We start from the raw sequence: 19,444 nt of genomic DNA on the forward strand, positions 1-19,444 counted from the left end.
GTGCCTCTCAGCCCTCGGTGCGACGGGTCATCGACCACGACGCACCGGAGGCGGTGTCCTCGATCTGGATGCCGACCGCGCCGAGCTGCTCGCGGATCGCGTCGGCGGTGGCGTAGTCGCGTGCGGCCCGGGCCGCAGCACGGGCCTCGAGCTGGACGCCGACGAGCGCGTCGAGCGCCAGCTGGGCCTCGTTGCCGTGGTTCGCGGAGCCGCCGTCCCAGTGCGGGTCGAGCGGGTTCACCCCGAGCAGGTCGGTCATGGCCACGACGTGGGCGAAGGCCTCGGCCACACCCTCGTCGTCGCCGTCGTCGAGCGCGGTGTTGCCGGCACGCACGGTCTCGTGCACCACCGCGAGCGCGCCCGAGACGTTGAGGTCGTCGTCCATCGCCTCGGCGAAGGCCTCGGGAACGCGGCTGTGGTCGGGTGTCGCGTCCATGCCGGGCAGGGACCGCAGCGCGCGCCGCAGGAAGCCGTCGATGCGCTCGACGGCGGAGTCGGCCTCCTCCAGCGATCCCTCGTGGTACTCGATCGTCGAGCGGTAGTGCGCGGCGGTCAGGTAGTAGCGGACGGCGAGGGGACGGGCCACCTTGGTGACCTCACTGACGACGAGCGAGTTGCCGAGCGACTTGCTCATCTTCTCGCCGGCCACCGTCACCCAGGCGTTGTGCAGCCAGAAGTTGGCGAAGTCGAGCCCGGCCGCACGCGACTGGGCCTGCTCGTTCTCGTGGTGCGGGAAGCGCAGGTCCACGCCACCACCGTGGATGTCGAACGCGTCGCCGAGGTACTTGCGCGCCATGGCCGAGCACTCGAGGTGCCAGCCCGGCCGGCCGGTGCCGAACGGCGTCGGCCACGAGGCGGTCGGCGGCTCGGACTCCTTGCGCCCCTTCCACAGGGCGAAGTCGCGGGGGTCGCGCTTGCCGCGCGGGTCGGCGTCCTCGGCCGCGGCCATGTCCTCGATCCGCTGGTGGGTCAGCGCGCCGTACTCCGGGAAGCTGCGGACGTCGAAGTAGACGTCGCCGCTGCCGTCGGGGGCCGCGTAGGCGTGGCCCTTCTCGACGAGAACCTGCATGAGCTCGACCATCTCGGGGATGTGCCCGGTCGCGCGCGGCTCGTACGTCGGCGGCAGCACACCGAGGAGGTCGAGGGCCTTGGCCGTCTCGATCTCGTTCCGGTACGACAGGGCGTACCAGGGCTCGCCGGCCTCGGCCGACTTGGCGAGGATCTTGTCGTCGATGTCGGTGACGTTGCGGATCAGGTTGACCTGGTAGCCGTAGCGGCCCTCGAGCCAGCGGCGCAGCACGTCGAACGCGACGGCGAAGCGCACGTGCCCGATGTGCGGGGCGCTCTGGGTCGTGAGCCCACAGATGTAGATCCCCACCTGACCTGGCACCAGCGGGGTGAAGTCGCGCAGCTCGCGCGCGGCGGTGTCGAACAGGCGGAGGCTCACCCGCGCAAGGTTACCCGCGGGTGGCACCACGGGACTAAACGGCGAATCGTGCGGTGTGCGCTACGGAGGTGGTGCTGGGGGCCGACATGGACCGCGCCGAGGTCGAGGCGGCGCTGCTCGGCGAGCCCCTGATCCTCGAGCGACCCTTCTGGACCGGCGAGCGGCCACTGGACCTGACGGTCACTGGCCGCGGTCGAGCCACTCCTGCAGGTGCGGCGCCTCCGCCCCGATCACCGTCGAGTCACCGTGCCCGGTCAGCACGACCGTCTCGTCGGGCAGGGTCAGCAGCTTGTCGCGGATCGAGTCGATGATCGTCGGGAAGTCGCTGTACGACCGCCCCGTCGCGCCCGGGCCACCGTTGAACAGGGTGTCACCGCTGAAGACCACGCCGAGCTGGGGCGCGTAGAAGCAGCAGGCGCCCGGCGAGTGCCCCGGCGTGTGGATGACGTGCAGCTCGACGTCGCCGACCGTGATGGTGTCGCCGTCCCGCAGCTCACGGTCGGGGGTCACGGGGTAGACCGCGTCCCAGAGCACGCGGTCGTCCGGGTGCAGGTACGCCGGGGCGCGGGTGGCGTCGCAGACCTCGCCCACGCCGTTGATGTGGTCGTTGTGCGCGTGGGTGCACAGCACCGCGGTGACCTTGCGGTCGTGCGGGACCGACTTCACGATCGCCCGCGCGTCGTGGGCGGGGTCGATGACGACACACTCCTTGTCGTCGCCCACGATCCAGACGTTGTTGTCGACCTCCCACGAGCCGCCGTCGAGCTCGAAGGTGCCGGAGGTGACCAGGCGCTCGACCCGCACGCCACCGGCGGACGGCGCGATGTCCGGCACGAGCTCGGCCGGCATCAGAGGACCACCACCGAGCGGAGCACCTCGCCGCGCTCCATCTTCTCGAACGCCTTCTCGATGTCGCCGAGCCCGATCTTCTCGGTCACGAAGGCGTCGAGGTCGAAGCGGCCCTGGCGGTAGAGGTCGACCAGCATCGGGAAGTCGCGGCTGGGCAGGCAGTCGCCGTACCAGCTCGACTTCAGCGCACCGCCACGGCCGAAGATCTCGATCATCGGCAGGGTGACCTGCTTGTCGGGGGTCGGGACGCCGACCAGCACGACGGTGCCGGCGAGGTCGCGGGCGTAGAACGCCTGCTCGTAGGTCTCGGGCCGGCCGACGGCCTCCACCACGACGTCGGCACCGAAGCCGCCGGTCGCCTCCTTGATGGCCTCCACCGGGTCGGTCTTGCCGCTGTTCACGGTGTGCGTGGCGCCGAACCGGCGTGCCGCGTCGAGCTTCTCGTCGTCGATGTCGACGGCGACGATCGTCGTCGCGCCGGCGAGCTGGGCGCCGGCGATGGCCGCGTTGCCCACGCCACCACAGCCGATGACGGCGACCGAGTCACCCATGCCCACACCACCGGTGTTGACGGCCGCGCCGAAGCCGGCCATCACGCCGCAGCCGAGCAGGCCCACCGCGGCGGCGTCCGCCTCGGGGTCGACCTTGGTGCACTGCCCCGCAGCGACCAGGGTCTTCTCGATGAACGCGCCGATGCCCAGCGCGGGGCTCAGCTCGGTGCCGTCGGTGAGCGTCATCTTCTGCTTGGCGTTGTGCGTCGCGAAGCAGTACCACGGCTTGCCCTTCTGGCAGGCGCGGCACTGGCCGCAGACCGCGCGCCAGTTGAGGATCACGAAGTCGCCGGGAGCCACCTCGGTGACACCCTCGCCGACCGCCTCCACGACACCGGCCGCCTCGTGCCCCAGCAGGAAGGGGAACTCGTCGTTGATGCCGCCCTGCTTGTAGTGCAGGTCCGTGTGGCAGACCCCGCAGGTGTGCACCTTCACGACGGCCTCGCCCGGGCCCGGGTCGGGCACCACGATGTCGACGACCTCGACGTCGGCGTCCTTGCTGCGGGCGATGACTCCCTTGACGGTCTGGGGCATGCGGTCCTCCTCGGGAAGGGGCAGGGCTGGGTATGCCGTCACCCTACGGCCCGTGGTCAGGCCGGGCGCGGGCGCGTGGCCGGCTCCCGCCGCGCCCGCCGAACTGCCCCGCCCCGGGGTCAGGCGGGTGGGGTCGGGGAGTGCGACGGTATGCCGGGCACGCAGGCGAAGCGTCGCCGGCCTGCCTCGACCATCGCGGCGAAGTAGGCGAGCCCCACGAGCGCGCCCAGCACCGCGACCACGGCGGTCGAAGCCCCTGCTGCGTCCGCGACCAGCGCACCCAGGGTGCCCGCCACGATCGTGTTGACCGCGGTCATGAACATCACCGTGCTGCCGACGACGTGGAGGAACGTCGAGCGGCGTCGCCCCAGCGTGTAGGTCGCGTGGAGCCCGGCGAAGTCGTCGTGCCACGAGGCGACGAGGTAGGGCTCGATGCCGGGGTCGAGCTCCCGGTACCCCGCCCGCAACCGGTTCATCCCCGTGATGAGCAGTGCGTCCTCGGCGCTCGCCATGTGGACGCGCAGCTCAGTCAGGGTCCCGAGCAGCAGGATCGCCGAGGCCAGCCCGATGCTCAACACCTGGAAAGCAGGGCCGAATCCGATCGCCTGGGCGGTCAGGGCGAGCACGACCAGCGCCGCCGAGGAGACCGTGAGGTGGATGGTGATCCGGCTCATCACCTCGGACCACGTCGTGCTGCGCGTGGCCAGCAGGCTCCAGTGCTCGGTCGCGAGCAGCTGCGCCCGCACGGCCGCCGGCACCTCCGAGCCGGTGCCTGCCCTCAGTGACTGGTCGAGACCGGTGGTGGACATGGCCGCTCCTCAGCGTCGGGTCACCTGTCTCCCCTGCTGCCTCTCACGGTACGACTGCCTGTCCGCGGAGAGGGGTCGTTCGGCTCTGCTGGGCGCCCGGGCGGTCGACCAAGGCTGGAACCGTTGGAAGGAGGTGCACTGATGAGACTCACATTCCGGGACGCCATCGCCTCCCTGCTGGTCGCCGCGATCGCGGTGCCCTACATCGGCTACCTGGTCAACGGTGAGATGCCCTTCATCAAGGACCCGCGTGGCATGTCCGCCACAGGCTTGGTGCTGGGCGCGATCGCCTTCCTGGTCCTGAGGACGGGCAACGCAGCGGACCGCGTCGGCACGGGCGAGAACATCGCCGCGGTCGTCGCGGGGGTGCTGGGCCTGGCTGCCCTGGTGTTCGCCGAGACCGCGGCGGCAGAGGTCCTGCTGGCCGTCTTCATGGGCTCGATCCTGGTGGTCTACGCCTTCGAGGTCGTCGACCACGCCGGTCTGGTGCACGCCCACGCGGGCGCACGTCCGCACTGAGGTGACCGACTCGACCGGTCAGCGGCCACACGAGGGGGCCGGTGCATCGCACCGGCCCTCTCGAACGTCCCCCGCGCGCGCCGGCCGGACGGCATACTCACGCCCACCGGGGGACGGAGCGGCAGGGCTCGCCCGAAGGGCAGGGGGACGTGTCATGCAGGTGTTCGGCTCGGTGGCGGCCATGGTGCCGTCGGTCCTCACCATCGCCCTCTGGGCGTCAGCGCTCGTGCTGCTCACCCGCCACGGCTCCCCCGGCCAGCGCTGGAGACAGCTGGCCGCCGCCGGACTTGTCGCCCTCCTGGTCGACTCGCTGGCCGCCCTGGCCTGGATCTGGCTCCTGACGTCCGGGCGCGGGTTCTCACCGATCGCGCACCCCGGGCTGCTCGCGGTGGTCAACTTCGCCAGCATGGTGCTGCGCCTGACGGGGTACGGCCTCCTGGTGGCGGCCCTCTTCGCCGGGCGGACCCGGCGCGATGGTCAGGTGGCGGCGTAGACCAGGGCGTTGGCGATCGCCGCGACCCCTTCACCACGGCCGGTGAGGCCGAGCCCGTCGGTGGTGGTGCCGCTCACCGAGACCGGCGCACCGCAGGCCGCCTCGAGAGCCGCCTGGGCCTCGTCGCGGCGCGTGCCGACCTTCGGCCGGTTGCCCACGACCTGCACGGCCACGTTGCCGATCTCGAAGCCGGCGTCACGGACGAGCCGGGCGGCCTCGGCGAGCAGGGCCACCCCCGACGCGCCTGCCAGCTCCGGTCGCGACGTGCCGAAGTGAGCCCCGAGGTCACCGATCCCCGCCGCGGAGAAGAGGGCGTCGCAGGCGGCGTGGGCCGCCACGTCGGCGTCCGAGTGCCCCTCGAGCCCGCGCTCCCCTGGCCAGAGCAGCCCGGCCACCCAGAGTTCGCGAGTGCTGCCCTCCGGCGCGAAGGCGTGGACGTCGACGCCAACGCCGACCCGCGGCATACCGGCCTGTGCGTGCCTCACGACGACCACCTCACCACGCCATCCAACCACCGCGCCGGGGAAACCCCGTCGCTGCCGCGCGCAGCCGACCGATAGCGTGCGGGCGCATGAGCGAGCCGATGCCGATCCCCGTCCTGACCGGTCCGTCCGTGGTGCTGCGGCCCCACGTGGAGGCCGACCTCGGGCCGATCGTCGAGCGCTGCACCGACCCTGACAGCGTCCGCTGGACGACGGTGCCCTCGCCCTACACGGAGGACATGGGGCGGGAGTACCTCGCCGCCATCATGAAGCCCTCGGACGAGCAGGTGTCCTGGGCGATCGAGACCGACGGCGCCTACGCCGGCACCATCGACCTGCGGGCGTGGACCCGCGAGCCCGGCCACGGCAGCGGCAACATCGGCTTCGTCACCCACCCCCGGGCCCGCGGCCGTGGCGTGATGTCGGAGACCATCGGGCTCGTGCTCGACCACGCCTTCACCGACCTCGGCTGGGAGCTGGTGGCGTGGCAGGCCAACGTCGGCAACTACGCCAGCTACAAGGCCGCCTGGCGCAACGGCTTCCCGCTCCCCCTGCTCGTGCCGGCGCTGCTCCCGCACAAGGGCCGCATGCTCGACGGCTGGCACTCGGTGCTCGAACCGGACCTGCCGCGCGAGCCGCAGGTGACGTGGGACGAGGCCTGTGCCGTGCTGCAGGAGCACGTGCGGACGGCCCGCCGCCCGGGCTAGGCCTGTTGCGGGGAGGGGCTGAGCCGGTCGGCCTGCTCCTCGCCGAGGAAGAGCGCCGCGACGGCCAGGTCGTGCGGTGTCGTGACCTTCATGGCCCTCTGGTCGCCGGGCACGACCCGGACGTGGGCGCCGATGCGCTCGGCCAGCCCGGCGTCATCACTGGCCGAGGCACCGCTGGCGTGCGCGCGCTCGAGGAGGGCGCGCGTGAAGCCCTGCGGGGTCTGGACCGCCCGCAACCGGGACCGGTCCGGGGTGCCCTCGACGACCTCGCCGGCGCCGACGGCCTTGATGGTGTCGACCACGGGGAGGCCGGGCACGACGGCCGGGCTGCCTGAGCGGACCGCGGCGACGACCTCCTCGAAGAGCTCGGGCGGTGCCAGGGCGCGGGCAGCGTCATGGACCAGGACGACCTCGTCGTCCGGGCGCAGCGCGGCGAGGCCAGCCGCCACCGACTCCGTGCGCTCGCGGCCACCGGGCACCACGTCGACGACCTCCGGCCGCCCTGTGGCGTCGGCGACCGCCCGGGCCGCAGCGAGGTGGCTGCGCGGAGCAACCACGACGACGTGCCCGACAGCACGAACGGCGAGCACGCGGCTCAGGGCATGCCCGAGCAGCGGCTCGCCGTTCAGTGTCACGAACGCCTTCGGCTCAGCAGCGCCGAGCCGGGTGCCCTGCCCTCCTGCGACCAGGACGACAGCGACGGTGGAGGCGCTCAGGAGGCGAGGACCTCGTCGAGGATGGCCTCGGCCTTGTCCTCGTTCGTCTTCTCGGCCAGGGCCAGCTCGGAGACGAGGATCTGGCGGGCCTTGGCCAGCATGCGCTTCTCGCCGGCGGAGAGACCGCGGTCCTTGTCGCGGCGCCACAGGTCGCGGACGACCTCGGCGACCTTGATGACGTCACCGGAGGCGAGCTTCTCGAGGTTGGCCTTGTAGCGGCGCGACCAGTTGGTCGGCTCCTCGGTGTGCGGGGCCCGCAGCACCTCGAAGACCTTGTCGAGACCGTCCTGGCCGACGACGTCGCGGACACCCACGAGGTCGCAGTTCTCGGCAGGGACCTCGATGGTCAGATCGCCCTGGGCCACCTTGAGCTTGAGGTAGAGCTTGTCCTCGCCCTTGATCGTGCGGGTGTTGATTTCTTCGATCAGTGCTGCCCCGTGGTGCGGGTACACGACCGTTTCGCCGACCTTGAAAACCATGTGCTGTTTTCCCCTTTCGCGACCTCCAGAATAACACGGCAAGCCATCGAGAGGAACTTGAGCCTTCGACGTTTCCGCAGGTCAGAGCCTCTTTTACCCGGAATTTGCCTGCCTGAACCGTCTTGACAGAGGCCACCTTCTCATGCAACGCGCACAGGTGCGCGCAGTCGTGACGGTGCCCGGTACTCTGTCACCCGTGATGCGCCGAACCCTCTCTCCCGCCCGTGTCGCCCGCCGTCTCGTGCCCCTGGCAGCTGCCGCGGCCGCGCTCGGGCTGAGCGGGTGCCAGCTCACCAACCCCCTCCAGACCGAGCAGCCGTACACCCCGGCCGACGGCGTGGCGGTCGACCTCTCGCAGGTCCAGATCCGCGACCTCGTCGTGGTCGCCGAGAAGAAGGGTGGCCCGGGCACCCTCTCGGGTTCGGTCGTGAACCGGGGCGGGCAGCAGGTCAGCATCACCTTCGCCGGAGAGGGTGGCGCCACCGCCGACCTGCAGGTGCCGGCCTACTCGACGGAGCGCCTGTCCGGCACGAACCAGGTCTCGCTGTCCACCGTGAACGCCGAGCCGGGTGGGGTCACAACCCTCCAGGTCACCACGCAGGGCGCCGGCACCAACATCGTGCAGGTCCCGGTCGTGGCGGCGCAGGGCTACTACCAGACCCTGGCCCCCACGGCGGCGCCGACGAGCGGCACGAGCGGCCCGAGCAACTCGCCGACCAGCACCCCGTCCAGCACCGCGACCAGCTCACCGACCTCCTGACGAGGCGAGACCTTCCGGACACGAGAGGCCGGTTCCCCGCTGGGGGAACCGGCCTCTCGCCGTGTGCGCCGTCAGCGCCGTCAGCGCCGCCAGGGCGCCGACTGCGCGCTGGCCGCACGTCGGCCCCTGGCGGCAGGTCAGCCGCGTGTCAGTCGACCTCGAACTTGTAGCCCAGCCCGCGCACCGTGACGATGTGCTGCGGGTTGCCGGGGTCGGGCTCGATCTTGGCTCGCAGGCGCTTGACGTGGACGTCGAGCGTCTTGGTGTCGCCGACGTAGTCGCTGCCCCACACCCGGTCGATGAGCTGCATGCGGGTCAGCACCCGGCCGGTGTTGCGCAGCAGCATCTCGAGCAGCTCGAACTCCTTGAGCGGCATCGACGCCGGCTCGCCGTTGACCGTCACGACGTGGCGCTCGACGTCCATGCGCACCGGGCCGGCCTCGAGGGTCGCCGGCATGAGGTCCTCGGGCTCGGCACGCCGCCGCAGCACGGCCTTGATGCGGGCGAGCAGCTCACGGGAGGAGTAGGGCTTGGTGACGTAGTCGTCGGCGCCGATCTCCAGCCCGACGACCTTGTCGATCTCGTCGTCCTTGGCGGTGAGCATGATCACCGGCACGTTCGAGCGCTGCCGCAGCGCGCGGCACACGTCGGTGCCGGGCAGCCCGGGGAGCATGAGGTCGAGCAGCACCAGGTCGGCGCCGGCGCGGTCGAACTCCTCCAGCGCCTCAGGACCGGTCTCGGTCACGGCAACCTCGTAGCCCTCCTTCTTCAGCAGGTAGGACAGGGGGTCGGAGTACGAGACCTCGTCCTCCACCACCAGGATGCGGGTCATCCATCAGCCTCTCGTTGGTTCGTCGCCGGGCCGGTGCCCGGTCGTGGTCCGGAAGGTCTGCAGGGTGGGGGTGGTCGGCTGGTCACCGGCCTCACCGCTGTGGTCGGCGGCCGCGGGCAGCCGCATCGTGAAGGTCGAGCCACGCCCCTCGCGGCTCCACACGGTGACGTCGCCGCCGTGGTTGGCGCAGATGTGCTTGACGATGGCCAGGCCCAGACCGGTGCCGCCGGTGGCGCGCGAGCGAGCGGTGTCGACGCGATAGAACCGCTCGAAGATCCGGCTCTGCTCCTCCTCCGGTATGCCGTGGCCCTGGTCGGCGACGCTGACCTCCACCGTGTCGCCGGCGCGCCGCACCCCGACCGCGACCTTGGTGCCGGCGTCGGAGTAGGCGATCGCGTTGCCGACCAGGTTGCGCACCGCCGTGACGAGCAGCTCCTCGTCGCCGAAGACCTTCAGGTCGGGCTCGGCGGCCACCGCCAGCTCGATCTCCTTGGCGTCGGCGCCGGTCCGTGACCACTCGATCGCCTCCTGCACCGCCGCGCCCACGTCGACCAGGCGTGGCTCGTGCAGGGCGTCGGCCACCTGGAGCCGCGACAGGTCGACGATCTCCTTGACCAGCTGCGCCAGCCGTGCCGTCTCGACCTGCATCCGCTGGGCGAACCGCTCCACCGCCTCCGGGTCGTCCTTGGCGTCCTCGACCGCCTCGGCGAGCAGGCGCAGTCCCCCGACCGGTGTCTTGAGCTCGTGGCTGACGTTGACGACGAAGTCGCGGCGGACCTCCTCGAGACGCCGGGCCTCGGTGCGGTCGTCGAGCAGGAGCAGCACGTGGCTGCTGCCGAGCGGGGCCACCCGGGCCTGCATGAACACCTGCCCCATGCCGAGCGGGCCGCGCGACAGCTCGAGCTCGGCCTCGCGGATCACGCCGTCGCGGCGCACCTGCCGGGCCAGCTCACGCAGCTCGGTGTGTGCAAGCTCCTGCCCGCGCACCAGGCCGTAGGCCACCGCGGCCGGTGAGCTGTTGATGACGGCGTCGGAGGAGTCGACGACGATGGCGCTCGAGCGCAGCACCGCCAGCACGTCGCCCACCCCGGAGGGCAGCGCGGGCGGCTGCTCCGGCTCCGGCACGGCATACATCTCGCGCTCGGAGTAGCGGACGGCGAGCACGGCGAACACCCCGATGACGAGTCCGGCGAAGCCGGACAGCACGGCGGCGGTACCCACGTCCACGTGACTCAATGTACGCAGTCCGTGGGGCCGCTTCTGTCGCCACCGGGTGTCCTCCGCACGCGGGTTCCCATATGTTCACCTTGGGGTCCCCGGACGTTCACAGCCCCGTGGGAACCTCACTCGGCACGACGACCCAGCGAGCCCGACCCCGCGAGACCACCAAGGACCACGAGCACCCATGCGCCACGCCTTCCACGAGGACCTCGACAAGATCTCCGACCAGCTCGTCGAGATGACGCGGCTGGTCGGCTCCGCCATGTCGCGGGCCACCACCGCCCTGCTGGACGCCGACATCCAGCTGGCCCAGACCGTGATCGACGGCGACAAGGCCATCGACGCGATGCGCGAGTCGATCGACGAGCTCGCCATCGACCTGCTGGCCCGCCAGAACCCGGTCGCCACCGACCTGCGCATCATCGTCACGGGCATGCGGATGAGCTCCGACCTCGAGCGCATGGGCGACCTGGCCCGCCACATCGCCAAGGTTGCGCGCCTGCGCTACCCCGACACCGCGGTGCCGGCCGAGGTGCGCGCCGAGATCGTGCAGATGGGCAACGTCGCCGAGAAGATCGTCGCGAAGGCCGGCTCGGTCATCGCCTCCAAGGACGTCAAGGCCGCCGCCGAGCTCGACCGCGACGACGACGCCATGGACGACCTGCACCGCGACCTGCTGGCCCGCCTCATGGAGGGCCCGTGGAAGTACGGCGTGCAGTCCGCCGTCGACCTCGCCCTCATCGGCCGCTACTACGAGCGCTTCGCCGACTGGGCCGTCACCGTCTCGCACCGGGTCATCTACCTCGTCACCGGCGAGTGGGACGAGGGCATCACGAGCATGGACCACGAGGAGCAGGAGGACGACGCGACCGACTGACGCGTCACCTCCCCGCCCCGTCGCAGACGCAGGCAGGAAGAGAGACAGGCCCGGTATGCCGCGTGCACGGCATACCGGGCCTGTCGCCGTTGCGGGCTGCGCCCGGTGGGCTCGGCGTCAGTGGCGCTGGCCCTGGGCCGCCACGGCGGCGGCGGCCTCGGCAGCCGCCTCGGGGTCGAGGTACTCCCCCGGCCTCGTCGGCATCATGTCCTCGCCGAGGGTGTAGACGAGCGGCATGCCGGTGGGGATGTTGAGGCCGGCGATGTCGTCGTCGCTGATCTGGTCGAGGTGCTTGACCAGGCCGCGCAGGCTGTTGCCGTGGGCGGTGACCAGCACCGTCTGGCCGGCGCGCAGGTCCTCCTGCAGCGGGCCCTCCCAGTACGGCATGAACCGCTCGATGACGTCCTTGAGGCACTCGGTGCGCGGCACCTCGGTGCCGGCGTAGCGCGGATCGTCGGTCTGGTCCCACTCGCTGCCGACCTCGATGGGCGGCGGCGGCACGTCGAAGGAGCGGCGCCACAGCATGAACTGCTCGTCGCCGTACTTGTCACGCGTGGCGGCCTTGTCGAGGCCCTGCAGGGCGCCGTAGTGCCGCTCGTTGAGGCGCCAGTCGCGACGCACCGGGATCCAGTGGCGGTCGCACGTGTCGAGCGCGAGGTTGGCGGTGGTGATGGCCCGGCGCAGCACCGAGGTGTGCACGACGTCCGGCAGGATGCCGGCCTCCTTCAGCAGCTCGCCGCCGCGCACGGCCTCCTGCCGCCCGAGGTCGCTCAGGTCGACGTCGACCCAGCCGGTGAAGAGGTTCTTCTCGTTCCACGTGGACTGCCCGTGGCGCAGCAGGATGAGCGTGTATGCCGTCATGGCGCCAAGGCTAGCGGGGCTCAATCCTCGAGCAGGTGGCGGAAGGCCTCGAGGTTGCGGGTCGACTCACCTCGCGAGACGCGCCAGGCCCACTCCTTCCTCATCGAGGTGAGGAAGCCGATGGCGAGCAGCTCGTTGAAGTGGGCGTCGGCCGCCTGCAGCAGGGCGCCGAGCAGCTGGTCGAGGTAGTCGGCGTCCACCCCGGCCGCCGGCAGCCGGCCCGTGACGTAGACGTCGCCGGACGCGTCGATGGCGTAGGCGAGGCCGGGCAGGCGGAGGTTCTTGCGCAGCAGGTAGCGGTAGAACTCCTCGTGGTTCTCGTCCGGGTTGCGGATGACGAACGCCGACACCGACAGGGTCGAGTCGGTCACCACGAGCGAGGCCACCGTCTTGAGCTTCTTCTCCCCCGGCAGGGTCAGCACGAACTCGCCGTCGCGGGCACCGGCCTCCCACGGGATCTCCGACTCGCCGAGGTAGGCCTCGAGGACCTTCGCCAGGCGGGCCCCCTCGCCACCACCGGCCGTCACGGGACCACCGCCGCGGGGACGCCGGTGAGCAGCGCCGCCTCGCCGATGGGCGACGACGTGCGCTGGACGCAGGCCTGCCGGTAGACCTCGAGAAGGCGGTCGGCCGTGCGCTCCCAGCCGAACTGGCCGGCATGGCGCACCGCCCGCCGGGCCAGCTCGTCGCGCCGCCCCGGGTCGAGCAGCAAGTCCTCGAGCTCGTCGGCCCACCGGCGGGGGTCGCGCCCGTCGACGAGCACGCCGGCGTCACCGACCGCGGTGGGCAGGCCGCCGACATCGGCGGCCACGACCGGGGTGCCGCAGGCCTGGGCCTCGACGGCGACGAGGCCGAAGGACTCGCTGTGCGACGGCACGGCCACCAGGTCGGCCGCGCGGTACCAGCGGGCCAGCTCCGGCCGGGTCACCGGCTTGACGAACCGGACGTCGGACGCGATCCCGAGGTCGCGCGCGAGGTCCTCGAGGGAGTGGGGGTGCGCCAGCCCCGAGCCGCTCGGACCCCCGAGCACGGCCACCGCCAGCCGGCCGCGCCAGTCTGGGTGGCGCTGCAGCAGGTGCGCGGCCGCCCGCACGAGCACGTCAGGCGCCTTGAGCGGCTGGATGCGGCCGACGAAGAGGAGCACCTTGGCGTCCCGGGGCAGGCCGACCTGGTCGCGCGCCTCGCGCTGGTCGCCGGGGGTGAACACCGAGAGGTCGACGCCCGGGGGCACCACCACCACCTTGGCCGGGTCGGCGGCATACAGGTCCACCAGCTCGGCCGCCTCCTTGTCGGTGTTGGCGATGAGCCGGTCGGCGGCCTCGACGACCTGCGCCTCGCCGATCTCGCGGCCGGACGGCTCGGGGGTGTCGCCCTCGGCGAGGTGGGCGTTCTTGACCCGGGCCATGGTGTGCATGGTGTGCACGAGCGGCACCTGCCAGCGGTCGTGCGCCAGCCAGCCGACCTGGCCCGAGAGCCAGTAGTGGGAGTGGACCAGGTCGTAGTAGCCCTCGGGGGCGTGCGCCGCGGTGCGCATGACGCCGGCCGCGAAGGCGCACAGCTGGCCGGGCAGCTCCTCCTTGCCGAGCCCCTCGTAGGGGCCGGCGGTGATGTGCCGTACCAGCACCCCGGGGGCCAGCTCGACCACCGGGTCGAGGTCGGCCGTCGTGGTGCGGGTGAACACCTCGACCTCGACGCCGCGACGGGCGAGCTGCTTGGCGACCTCGACGACGTAGACGTTGAGGCCACCGGCGTCCCCGGTGCCGGGCCGCTCCAGCGGGGAGGTGTGCACGCTGAGCATGGCGACCCGGCCGAGAGAGTCACACAGGGGCATGCCGCGATTGTCCCACGGGGCACCGGAAGGCACCTCGCCGAGCGGCACCACCGGCCCTCTTCGCGCTACCCCTCGCGGCGCTACCGCGGGCTCGGGTTCGGGCGGGAGGACACGGTGACCACGGCCGAGCTCGACCAGACGTGCAGGTCGAGGCGGCCCGACGAGCGCTGGTCCACACCGCGGGCCACCCCGGCCGGGCCGATCGCCACGTCGGTTCCGAGCACGGTGGTGAACGCCGGGTCGCTCCGGCCGGTGTCGGCGGGCAGCCAGAAGTCGTTGCGCCGCAGGTTGCGGAACGGCAGCACCGGCGGCAGCCCCGTGGTGGCCGGCTTGTGCGCCAGGTGGACCACCACCCCGCTGGCCAGGGGCACGCTGAAGCCGATGCGCACCACCGGGCCGGCCAGCTCGATGCGGATCTCGACCGGCAGCGAGTTGGAGCCGTCGGAGACCTCACCGGAGTAGACCGCCCGTCCCGGGAGGAAGCGCAGGTCGGTGATGTGCAGGTGGTTGTACTCGTGCTCGACGTGCTCGGTCGTCGCGTTGCCCGTGCCCTCCGCGGTTCCGACCACGGCGGAGAGGAACGACCCCCGCAGCACGGTCTCGGTGAGGATGTCGTCGTCGTGGCTGAGCCGCAGCCCGGAGTCGTAGAGCGAGGCCGTCACCCCACCACCGAGGGTCGCGATGCCGCGGGCCTGCTGGTCGACCTGGAGCATGCCGGGCTCGACGTCGGCCATGCCGCTGTCGCGGCCCAGCCAGCCGGGCACCCACGAGCTCAGCCCCAGGGCCGTGAGCGCCGCGAGCGAGAGCACGAGCGCGACCATGCTCTTGCTCACGTCACGCTTGGTCCGGGGCACGGGTCCAACCCTAGGACCGGAGGCAGCCGAGCCGGCGCCGGCACGTACCCTGCGGGCGTGGCGAGCAAGCGGCCGGTGGGCACCATCACTCGGGGCACCACCAACCCCAACCGCCTCCGCCGGGTCGACCGGTGGCTGGCGGGGCCCCAGGCCAAGCGCCTCCGCCGGCACCGGCACACCCCGGTCGTGGTCGACCTCGGCTACGGCGCGTCACCCGTCACGGCGGTCGAGCTGCACGAGCGGCTGCGGAGGGTGCGCCCCGACGTGCACGTCGTCGGCATCGAGATCGACCCCGCGCGGGTCGCGGCCGCGCGCGACCTCGAGCGGCCCGGCCTCAGCTTCCGGCGGGGTGGGTTCGAGGTCCCGCTCGAGGGACGGCAGCGCCCGGTGGTCGTGCGCGCCTTCAACGTGCTCCGGCAGTACGACGAGGCGGAGGTGCCCGGGGCCTGGGCCCAGGTGCAGGAGCGGCTCAGCGACGACGGCCTGCTGGTCGACGGCACCTGCGACGAGCTCGGGCGGCGCAGCACCTGGGTCGCGGTCGACCGCTCCGGGCCGCGCTCGCTGACCCTGTCGTGGCGGCTGCGCGGCCTCACGGCGCCCTCGGAGATCGCCGAGCGGCTGCCGAAGGCGCTCATCCACCGCAACGTCGAGGGTGAGCGGGTGCACGGCTACCTCGCCGCGCTCGACCGGGCCTGGTCGTATGCCGCGCACCACGGCTCGTTCGGCGCGCGCCAGCGCTTCCTCGCGGCGGCCACCGCGCTGCGCGAGGAGGGGTGGCCCCTGCTCGACGGACCCAGCCGGTGGCGACTCGGCGAGCTCACCGTCGCGTGGGACGCCGTGGCGCCCGGCACCGACCCCGCCCAGCCAGGTGGACTGGCCACCCGGGCCCCGGAGGGTCAGCGGGCGTAGTCGTCCTCGAGGCGCACGATGTCGGCCTCGTCGAAGTCGCCGAACGCGACCTCGAGCAGCCGGCCGGCGCGGTCGCTCTTGTTGGCCATGCGGTGCATCGTGCGCGGCGGCACCCACACCGACTCGCCGGGCTCGGCCGCCCAGGTGCGCTCGCCGACGGTGACCTCGATCGGCACGTCGAGCACCTGCCACATCTCGCCGCGGTTCTCGTGCGTCTGCAGCGACAGGCGGTGCCCCGGCTCGACCGTGATGACCTTGACCGTCACGGTCTCGTTGGAGACGAACTGCTGGAACTGCCCCCACGGGCGCTCGACGACGAAGATCTCCTCGCGCGGGTCCTGACGGTCAGACATGGCTCCCCTTGTGTTGGCCGGTTCGGTGTGTGGCCAGTTCGGTGTGTGGCCGGTTCGTGCGGCTGGTCGGTGCGGCTGGTTCGTGGAGGGTGCCCCGGACGCGGGGCGGGTCACCAGGGTCCGTACGGCCCCTGCGACGAGCCGCGTCCCCGGCCGCTGACCTGCTGCAGGGCCGGGCGCACGTCGGCGAGGTAGATGGCCGCGCCCACGACGGCCAGGATGCCGAGGAGGTTGAGCGGCGAGAAGACGAAGACGAACCCCACCAGCGCGGCGATCCCGGTGACGATCAGCCAGAACTGCTTGGTGCGCTTGCCGGCGGCGACGTACGCGTCCGGGCGGTGGCGCAACGCGTCGATGAACGCGAACACCTCCAGGGCCAGGGCGGCCACGCCGAGGATGAGCGTCACGGTGCTCTGCGCCGAGCCGATCAGGTTCATGCGACCAGCCTACGGCGTCGCAGAGGGCTCAGACGTCCACTACGAGCGTGACGGGTCCGTCGTTCACGAGGCTGACCTGCATCATGGCCCCGAACCGCCCGGTGGCGACCTCGACACCCCGCTCGCGCAGCGCCGCGACCACGGCCTCGACCATCGGCTCGGCCACCTCGCCCGGGGCCGCACCGTTCCACGAGGGCCGTCGGCCCTTCCTGGTGTCGGCGTAGAGGGTGAACTGGCTGACGACCAGCACGGGGGCGCCCTCGTCGAGCACCGAGCGCTCGTCGCGTAGGATGCGCAGGTCGCTGATCTTGCGGGCCATCGTGGACACCTGCTCGGGCCCGTCGTCGTGCGTCACGCCGACGAGGGCCACCAGCCCCGGTCGGTCGATCGCGCCGACGACCTCGCCGTCGACGGTGACCGACGCCTCGGTCACCCGCTGGAGCACCGCCCTCATCCGCCAGCCCTCACAGGCCCACGGCCACGACCGCACCCACGGGCTCGCCGTGGCCGAGCACCGGCGCGCTCTCCAGCGTGCCGAACGCCTCCGACTCGATCCCCAGCCGGCGCATCGCGGCGGCGAGGATCACCGGACGGGCGCGCTGCCCGCCGTCGGCGACCTTGAGCGCGATACCGCGCCCGTCGGCCAGCCCGACGGCATACACCGCCTCGGCGCCGTCCTTGGCGATGAGTCCGGGGGTGCCCTCGATGAGGGCGGTGACGTCGCGGCGGGTGCCGCCGAGGTATGCCGGGTGGCGCCGGATCGCGTCGGCGATGGTGCGCTCGTGGGTGCCCTCCTCCGCGGAGGCGAGCCGGCCGAAGGCCCGCGCGAGCCCGGCGAGGCTCACCGCCATGACGGGTGCGCCGCAGCCGTCGACCGCCATCGCGGCGACGGGCTCCCCGGCGAGCTCGGCGAGGGTCTGCTCCATCGCCTGCTGGAGCGGGTGGCTGGGGTCGCGGTAGGTGGCGGTGTCCCAGCCGTTGACGACACAGGTGGCCAGCATCGCGGCGTGCTTGCCGGAGCAGTTCTGGGCGAGCGAGGACTTCTCGCGGCCCTCGCGCCGCCACCGGTCCTGCTCCTGCGCGTCGTAGGGGAAGTCAGGCGTGTTCTGCAGGTCGGCCTCGGTGAGCCCGGCGCCGGAGAGGATGCGGCGCACCCCCTCGAGGTGGAAGTCCTCACCGGAGTGGCTCGAGCACGCGAGCGCGAGCAGCTCGGGCTCGAGCACCAGGCCGTGGCGCACCATGGCGAGCGCCTGCAGCGGCTTGTTCGACGAGCGGGGGAAGACCGGGTCGTCCACACCGCCGAGGGCGAGCAGGGGCGAGCCGTCGGCGGCAGTCGCCACCAGGCTGGCGCGGTGGGCCGACTCGACGAAGCCGCCGCGCACCACGTGGGCGAGGACGGGGGCGTCGGCGAGGGCGGCCGGTGTCTGTTGCGGGGCCGTCTGCTGCTGGGCCACGGTCTGCTCGGTCACGGCGCCACCCTAGCCACGGGCCCGGGCAGCGGAAGACCCGCCCACGGGGTCCGGGTGGGCGGGTCTGCCGTTGGGCCCGGTCAGGCCGGGCCGTCGGTCAGCTCAGTCGCCGACCTTCTTGGCGGCGTCCGTGCTGGCCTTCTTCGCGGCCGCGGCGGTCTTGCGGGCACCGGTGGTGGCGCGCTTCGCGGAGGACCGCGTGGCGGCGGCGCTCTTCTTGGCGGTGGTGGTGGTCCGCTTGGCGGCGCTGCGGGTGCGCTTGGCCGAGGTGGTCGCGGCGGTCGTGACCTCGCGAGCCTCCTCCTCCGCTGCCTCGACGGCCACGTGGGCCACGGAGGTGGCCTGGTGGCGGCCGGTCGTCAGCGTGGCCTTGGCCGAGCGCTCGATGTCGGTCGCGGCCTTGCGGACCGTGGTGACGGCGCCCTTGCCGAGCGCGATGGTGCTCTCGGCCTGCGCGACCAGGTCCTTGGTGGCCTTCTGGTTGCGCACGCGCCGGACCAGGCTCTCGCCGCGGGCGGCGAGCGACTCGTAGCCGTCGACGGCCTTGCTGGCGAGCTCGAGGCTGCGGTTCAGCGCCAGCACGGGCACGTGCTGGGCCTGCTCGGTGACCTCGGTGGCGCGCTTGGCGACCCGGGCCTGGATCTTGTCGGCGGTCAGCTCGGCGCGGGCGGCCTGGGCGCGGACGCGGGCGTCGCGCACCTTCTCGACCGCGAGGTCGGTGGCGCCGACGGCGGCGTACACGGGGGTGGACTCGGTGACGGTCTTGGTGATGTCAACCACGAGTGTCATGGCGATCTCCTCATTCCTTCTCGGTGGATGTCTGGGGTTCGGGGGACGTGGCGGGTGTGGTGGTGGACGGGCCCGGCCTGGCGGCCTTGGTCGTCTTCTTGGTGGTCACGGCCGCGGCAGCGGGTCTGACTGCCTTGCCGCCCTTGCCGCCCTTGCCGCCCTTGGCGGCCGTGGCGGCCGTGGCGGCCTTGCCGGAGCGGGTGCTGCGCCGGCGGCTCGGCGTGTCCGTGGTCCGCTCGGCCTTCGCCTTCTCGGCGTTCGGCCTCTCAGCCTCCTCCTTCGGTGCGTCTGGCGCACCGACGAAGGAGTCGTAGATGTCGAGCAGGGCGGACTTCTGGCGGTCGGTGAGGTGCGGGTCCACGGAGATGGCCCCGCGGGTGTCGATGGCCGGCGACCCGGCGTGCGGGCGCTCGTCGAGAATGCCGGCTCGGACGTAGAGCGACTCGGCGGAGACCTGGAGTCCCTTGGCGAGCTGCTGGAGGATCTCGGCGCTCGGCTTCTTCAGCCCTCGCTCGATCTGCGACAGGTAGGGGTTGGAGATGCCGGCGAGGTCGGCCAGCTGGCGCAGCGACAGCCGGGCTGACTGCCTCTGCTCTCGCAGGTAGTCACCCAGGTGGTTGCCCAGGGGGATCTGCCTCATACCTTCATTATGCTTGCTCGAGTTA

General features: G+C 72.3%; 25 protein-coding genes. 6 read left to right on the plus strand and 19 right to left on the minus strand.

Annotation, left to right across the window (positions count from 1 at the left end):
* Positions 1-7: 7 nt before the first annotated feature.
* The 4 genes from cysS to BMW78_RS08690 form a co-directional block, all read right to left on the minus strand.
* Complete coding sequence (cysS, locus tag BMW78_RS08675; protein ID WP_091758397.1) at positions 8-1,447, minus strand: cysteine--tRNA ligase; 1,440 nt, start codon at positions 1,445-1,447, stop codon at positions 8-10.
* Positions 1,448-1,627: 180 nt separating this feature from the next.
* Positions 1,628-2,296 (minus strand): MBL fold metallo-hydrolase, encoded by a 669-nt coding sequence (locus tag BMW78_RS08680; RefSeq protein ID WP_091758399.1) that lies wholly within the window; start codon positions 2,294-2,296, stop codon positions 1,628-1,630.
* Positions 2,296-3,381, minus strand: a complete 1,086-nt coding sequence (locus BMW78_RS08685; protein ID WP_091758401.1) for an S-(hydroxymethyl)mycothiol dehydrogenase — start codon at positions 3,379-3,381, stop codon at positions 2,296-2,298. Before BMW78_RS08685 ends, BMW78_RS08680 begins: the two co-directional genes overlap by 1 nt.
* A gap of 119 nt (positions 3,382-3,500) precedes the next feature.
* Positions 3,501-4,190: a hypothetical protein gene (locus BMW78_RS08690; RefSeq protein WP_091758403.1), complete on the minus strand. Its 690-nt coding sequence runs from the start codon at positions 4,188-4,190 to the stop codon at positions 3,501-3,503.
* Positions 4,191-4,331: 141 nt separating this feature from the next.
* Here BMW78_RS08690 and BMW78_RS08695 point away from each other — a divergent pair, with 141 nt between their 5' ends.
* Positions 4,332-4,709, plus strand: a complete 378-nt coding sequence (locus tag BMW78_RS08695; protein ID WP_091758405.1) for a hypothetical protein — start codon at positions 4,332-4,334, stop codon at positions 4,707-4,709.
* Between the two features lie 154 nt (positions 4,710-4,863).
* Positions 4,864-5,202 carry a hypothetical protein gene (locus BMW78_RS08700; RefSeq protein ID WP_091758407.1) on the plus strand — a complete coding sequence of 113 codons (339 nt, stop codon included), beginning with the start codon at positions 4,864-4,866 and terminating at the stop codon, positions 5,200-5,202.
* On the opposite strand, the gene ispF is transcribed toward BMW78_RS08700, so the two are convergent.
* Positions 5,187-5,666, minus strand: coding sequence for a 2-C-methyl-D-erythritol 2,4-cyclodiphosphate synthase (gene ispF, locus BMW78_RS08705; RefSeq protein WP_091758408.1), 480 nt, complete (start codon positions 5,664-5,666; stop codon positions 5,187-5,189). The genes BMW78_RS08700 and ispF overlap by 16 nt on opposite strands.
* Before the next feature lie 107 nt (positions 5,667-5,773).
* Between ispF and BMW78_RS08710 the strand changes: the two genes are divergently transcribed.
* Entirely contained in the window at positions 5,774-6,391 is a 618-nt protein-coding gene (locus tag BMW78_RS08710) for a GNAT family N-acetyltransferase (RefSeq protein WP_091758410.1), read from the plus strand.
* Here the strand turns inward: BMW78_RS08710 and ispD are convergent.
* Positions 6,388-7,107, minus strand: a complete 720-nt coding sequence (ispD, locus tag BMW78_RS08715; RefSeq protein ID WP_091759099.1) for a 2-C-methyl-D-erythritol 4-phosphate cytidylyltransferase — start codon at positions 7,105-7,107, stop codon at positions 6,388-6,390. The genes BMW78_RS08710 and ispD overlap by 4 nt on opposite strands.
* Positions 7,104-7,586 (minus strand): CarD family transcriptional regulator, encoded by a 483-nt coding sequence (locus BMW78_RS08720; RefSeq protein WP_091758412.1) that lies wholly within the window; start codon positions 7,584-7,586, stop codon positions 7,104-7,106. The genes ispD and BMW78_RS08720 overlap by 4 nt, the downstream gene beginning before the upstream one ends.
* Before the next feature lie 196 nt (positions 7,587-7,782).
* On the opposite strand from BMW78_RS08720, the gene BMW78_RS08725 reads away from it, so the two are divergent.
* A complete protein-coding gene (locus BMW78_RS08725; protein WP_091758414.1) occupies positions 7,783-8,346 on the plus strand; it encodes a hypothetical protein in 564 nt (187 codons plus the stop codon).
* 148 nt (positions 8,347-8,494) lie between these two features.
* Here the strand turns inward: BMW78_RS08725 and BMW78_RS08730 are convergent, their stop codons facing one another.
* On the minus strand, positions 8,495-9,178 hold the full coding sequence (locus tag BMW78_RS08730; protein WP_091758416.1) for a response regulator transcription factor: 684 nt from the start codon (positions 9,176-9,178) through the stop codon (positions 8,495-8,497).
* A gap of 3 nt (positions 9,179-9,181) precedes the next feature.
* On the minus strand, positions 9,182-10,405 hold the full coding sequence (locus tag BMW78_RS08735; RefSeq protein ID WP_091758418.1) for a sensor histidine kinase: 1,224 nt from the start codon (positions 10,403-10,405) through the stop codon (positions 9,182-9,184).
* Between the two features lie 178 nt (positions 10,406-10,583).
* On the opposite strand from BMW78_RS08735, the gene phoU reads away from it, so the two are divergent.
* Entirely contained in the window at positions 10,584-11,276 is a 693-nt protein-coding gene (phoU, locus tag BMW78_RS08740) for a phosphate signaling complex protein PhoU (RefSeq protein WP_091758420.1), read from the plus strand.
* A gap of 117 nt (positions 11,277-11,393) precedes the next feature.
* Here phoU and BMW78_RS08745 read toward each other — a convergent pair whose 3' ends face one another.
* The 4 genes from BMW78_RS08745 to BMW78_RS08760 all read right to left on the minus strand — a co-directional run bounded on the left by BMW78_RS08745 (position 11,394) and on the right by BMW78_RS08760 (position 14,822).
* On the minus strand, positions 11,394-12,137 hold the full coding sequence (locus tag BMW78_RS08745; RefSeq protein WP_091758422.1) for a phosphoglyceromutase: 744 nt from the start codon (positions 12,135-12,137) through the stop codon (positions 11,394-11,396).
* A 20-nt stretch (positions 12,138-12,157) separates the two neighbouring features.
* Entirely contained in the window at positions 12,158-12,634 is a 477-nt protein-coding gene (locus BMW78_RS08750) for a YbjN domain-containing protein (protein ID WP_425439049.1), read from the minus strand.
* 26 nt (positions 12,635-12,660) lie between these two features.
* The gene (gene mshA / locus BMW78_RS08755) at positions 12,661-13,968 is read right to left on the minus strand and encodes a D-inositol-3-phosphate glycosyltransferase (RefSeq protein WP_091758426.1); all 1,308 of its coding nucleotides are present in this window, start codon (positions 13,966-13,968) and stop codon (positions 12,661-12,663) included.
* Between the two features lie 80 nt (positions 13,969-14,048).
* Positions 14,049-14,822: a hypothetical protein gene (locus tag BMW78_RS08760; protein WP_091758427.1), complete on the minus strand. Its 774-nt coding sequence runs from the start codon at positions 14,820-14,822 to the stop codon at positions 14,049-14,051.
* Positions 14,823-14,879: 57 nt separating this feature from the next.
* On the opposite strand from BMW78_RS08760, the gene BMW78_RS08765 reads away from it, so the two are divergent.
* Positions 14,880-15,731, plus strand: coding sequence for a class I SAM-dependent methyltransferase (locus BMW78_RS08765; protein WP_091758429.1), 852 nt, complete (start codon positions 14,880-14,882; stop codon positions 15,729-15,731).
* Here BMW78_RS08765 and BMW78_RS08770 read toward each other — a convergent pair.
* From BMW78_RS08770 to BMW78_RS08795, 6 genes are all read right to left on the minus strand, one after another.
* The gene (locus tag BMW78_RS08770) at positions 15,719-16,084 is read right to left on the minus strand and encodes a phosphomannose isomerase type II C-terminal cupin domain (RefSeq protein WP_091758430.1); all 366 of its coding nucleotides are present in this window, start codon (positions 16,082-16,084) and stop codon (positions 15,719-15,721) included. The two genes, BMW78_RS08765 and BMW78_RS08770, sit on opposite strands and share 13 nt — an antisense overlap.
* Before the next feature lie 110 nt (positions 16,085-16,194).
* Positions 16,195-16,521 carry a DUF2516 family protein gene (locus tag BMW78_RS08775; RefSeq protein WP_091758432.1) on the minus strand — a complete coding sequence of 109 codons (327 nt, stop codon included), beginning with the start codon at positions 16,519-16,521 and terminating at the stop codon, positions 16,195-16,197.
* A 28-nt stretch (positions 16,522-16,549) separates the two neighbouring features.
* Positions 16,550-16,975: a D-aminoacyl-tRNA deacylase gene (gene dtd / locus BMW78_RS08780; RefSeq protein WP_091759101.1), complete on the minus strand. Its 426-nt coding sequence runs from the start codon at positions 16,973-16,975 to the stop codon at positions 16,550-16,552.
* A gap of 10 nt (positions 16,976-16,985) precedes the next feature.
* Complete coding sequence (locus BMW78_RS08785) at positions 16,986-17,990, minus strand: asparaginase (protein ID WP_245735753.1); 1,005 nt, start codon at positions 17,988-17,990, stop codon at positions 16,986-16,988.
* A gap of 102 nt (positions 17,991-18,092) precedes the next feature.
* Positions 18,093-18,779 (minus strand): hypothetical protein, encoded by a 687-nt coding sequence (locus tag BMW78_RS08790; RefSeq protein WP_177180322.1) that lies wholly within the window; start codon positions 18,777-18,779, stop codon positions 18,093-18,095.
* Positions 18,780-18,789: 10 nt separating this feature from the next.
* Positions 18,790-19,419 (minus strand): helix-turn-helix domain-containing protein, encoded by a 630-nt coding sequence (locus BMW78_RS08795; protein ID WP_091758434.1) that lies wholly within the window; start codon positions 19,417-19,419, stop codon positions 18,790-18,792.
* Positions 19,420-19,444: the final 25 nt, after the last annotated feature.

The organism is Pedococcus cremeus (assembly GCF_900111375.1).
Taxonomy (GTDB): Bacteria; Actinomycetota; Actinomycetes; order Actinomycetales; family Dermatophilaceae; genus Pedococcus_A; species Pedococcus_A cremeus.